The sequence below is a fragment of the Wohlfahrtiimonas populi genome (assembly GCF_002006795.1).
In the GTDB taxonomy this organism is placed as follows: Bacteria; Pseudomonadota; Gammaproteobacteria; order Cardiobacteriales; family Wohlfahrtiimonadaceae; genus Wohlfahrtiimonas; species Wohlfahrtiimonas populi.
The window spans coordinates 1-1,798 of record NZ_MVDN01000035.1; the positions used below are offsets into that span (position 1 = coordinate 1).

Below are 1,798 nucleotides of genomic sequence, written 5' to 3' on the forward strand. Positions count from 1 at the left end.
CCTTGCCCACTTCTTTTGTTGTAAAGAATGGATTGAAAATATCTTTTAATTTATCTGGCTCAATGCCTGAACCATTGTCTTGAATCACAATGCCTGCAAAGTCTTCATTTAACTTCTTCAGTGTGATTGAAATTGAACCGTCTTCTGCTGTTGCGTGATTCGCATTACCAATGATGTTCAATAGCACTTGGTTAATTTGTGATGGCATGCATTCGATCACACACTCTTCTTGAATATCAGTCGTTACATTTTTACCACGCAGCTCATATTTCAATAACGTTAATGTGCTTTGAATGGATTCACTCAGTTTATGACGAGCTAAATGTCCTCGATCCAATCTGCTAAAGTTACGCAAGTTATTGACAAGATTGCTGATTTGCTCAGCGCCTGTCATACCATCATTAATCAAAGCATTGATCTCATCCACCATATCGGCATAGCGAAAACCATCAAAATCTAACTCATGCAAATGTGCTTTGATTTGTTGGATTTCAGCTAAGATATTTTTCTTCTGTTCTGTAGCATTATCCGCTTTAGGATTCTCAACTAAATCCATCAACAGATCTGCCAAATTCACAAAGCGCCTAAATTCTAATTGTTCAATATTAGAACGCGTTAATTCCAAAGCATTTTTAGTATAAGCCAATGGCGTATTCACTTCATGAGCAACACCTGCAACCAATTGTCCAAGTGCTGACATTTTCTCCGTTTGTACTAAGATCATTTCAGAATTTTTAAGGTTTTCGAGCGCTGCTTGAAGATCTTTCGTGCGATCTTTCACCGTTTTCTCTAATCTGAAATAATTAATAAACAGCTTGGTTGCGAGTAATGTCAAAATCAACAAAAGTGCCGCCGCATAATAAGTAAGATACGTTTTATTCTTCTCCTGCTCCACCAATTGCATTGCAACATCAGAACGAATGCTATTGGTAATGGCATTCGCTTGGATTTGGATTGGCAACGCTTCAATTTGTTGCAAAATTGCATCTACATCTGGGCGAGCAACCATAATTGTGCTCACTTGTTCTAAGAATTCATACAATAAATCTTGGTATTTAAAGTCTAAATCTGTATTCAACAAATTACTTTCGATTTCTAAAATTTGTTGCTTAATTTCCGCCAATGTTGCAGGTGAACTATCCAAACTATAGTTAGCAACATTCGTAAAAAGCTTTAAGAACTGTTCATCAAATTCTGATTGCTGAATTTCATCACTTTCTAATAATTTCTGATAAATATTTGGCAGTGTTGCCAATGCTTTCTTTAATACTGTGATTTCAGCTTTAAACAGAGCAACAAAATTGGACTTTTCTTGGATGGTTTTATCAAGCTGCAATACTTCTGTACGAGTTTGTGGATAAACAGAGAGTTGTTCCAACAATGTCTGAATAATATTTTCAGTATTGGTTAATTCATCGTAGTTATTTAATAGTCGTGCATTCACACGATGAATTTCTGTATCCCACTTTGTCGACTCTAAAACAATCTCATTCACATCATCAATGATGCGATTTCTGATAGTGAGATCAACGCGCTCTGTATTCAAATAAAAATACAACAACCCAGCAATAGCAGCTGCTAGAAAAATAACTGTCATTAAAATCCTGCCAAAGACAGTGACGAATCGAAACATAGTGTGCGAGCCACCTAACTCAGAAAATCTAAATTTTGCGGCTCATTATAAGAAGGAATTATGACAGTAATACGACAGTAATATGACAATGCAAAATATTCTTCACTCGCCAATTGACAATTAACCCTGAATCTATTTTGATAAGGCTATAAGAATCATGATGAA

General features: G+C 35.8%; 1 protein-coding gene. It reads right to left on the reverse strand.

The annotated features are described in order from the left end of the window. On the reverse strand, positions 1-1,597 hold a 1,597-nt coding region (locus tag BZK16_RS13780), incomplete at its 3' end, for a DAHL domain-containing protein (RefSeq protein WP_077929457.1). Between the last annotated feature and the right edge of the window lie 201 nt (positions 1,598-1,798).